The sequence below is a fragment of the Pseudoalteromonas sp. S327 genome, from assembly GCF_005886415.1.
Lineage (GTDB): Bacteria > Pseudomonadota > Gammaproteobacteria > Enterobacterales > Alteromonadaceae > Pseudoalteromonas > Pseudoalteromonas atlantica.
In genome coordinates this window covers 1-1013 of the sequence record NZ_PNDP01000113.1, presented here as the reverse complement: position 1 = coordinate 1013, position 1013 = coordinate 1, and the positions used below count along the sequence as shown (strand labels likewise).

1 protein-coding gene is annotated in these 1013 nt (G+C 45.4%); it reads left to right on the top strand.

Going from position 1 to position 1013, the window contains the following annotated elements; all coding sequences use genetic code 11:
* Positions 1-1013 (top strand): elongation factor Tu (gene tuf, locus CWB60_RS20355; protein WP_138628023.1); only part of this gene is annotated, 1013 nt, incomplete at its 3' end.

Here is a 1013-nt window from a genome sequence, read left to right as displayed (position 1 = left end):
ATGGCAAAAGAAAAGTTTGAACGCGTAAAACCGCACGTAAACGTTGGTACAATCGGCCACGTTGACCACGGTAAAACTACACTAACTGCAGCAATCACTAACGTACTTGCAAAAGTATACGGCGGTGTTGCTAAAGATTTCGCATCAATCGATAACGCTCCAGAAGAGCGCGAGCGTGGTATCACAATCTCAACTTCTCACGTTGAGTACGATACACCAACTCGTCACTACGCACACGTAGATTGTCCTGGACACGCCGATTATGTTAAAAACATGATCACTGGTGCTGCTCAAATGGACGGCGCTATCTTAGTAGTAGCTGCGACTGACGGCCCTATGCCACAAACGCGTGAGCACATCCTACTTTCTCGTCAGGTTGGCGTACCTTACATCGTTGTATTCATGAACAAATGTGACATGGTTGACGACGAAGAGCTACTTGAGCTAGTAGAAATGGAAGTTCGTGAACTTCTTTCTGAGTACGACTTCCCAGGTGATGACTTACCACTAATTCAAGGTTCTGCTCTTAAAGCACTTGAAGGCGAAAAGCAGTGGGAAGACAAGATCGTTGAGCTTGCAGAAGCACTAGATTCTTACATCCCAGAGCCAGAGCGTGACATCGATAAGCCATTCATCATGCCTATCGAAGACGTTTTCTCAATCCAAGGCCGTGGTACAGTAGTAACTGGTCGTGTTGAAGCTGGTATCATCAACGTGAACGACGAAGTTGAAATCGTTGGTATCAAAGAGACTACTAAGTCTACTTGTACTGGTGTTGAAATGTTCCGTAAGCTTCTTGACGAAGGTCGTGCTGGTGAGAACATTGGTGCACTTCTACGTGGTACTAAGCGTGAAGACGTTGAACGTGGTCAAGTACTAGCTAAGCCTGGTTCAATCAACCCTCACACTACATTCACTTCAGAAGTATACGTACTTTCTAAAGATGAAGGTGGTCGTCATACTCCTTTCTTCAAAGGTTACCGTCCACAGTTTTACTTCCGTACATATGAGGG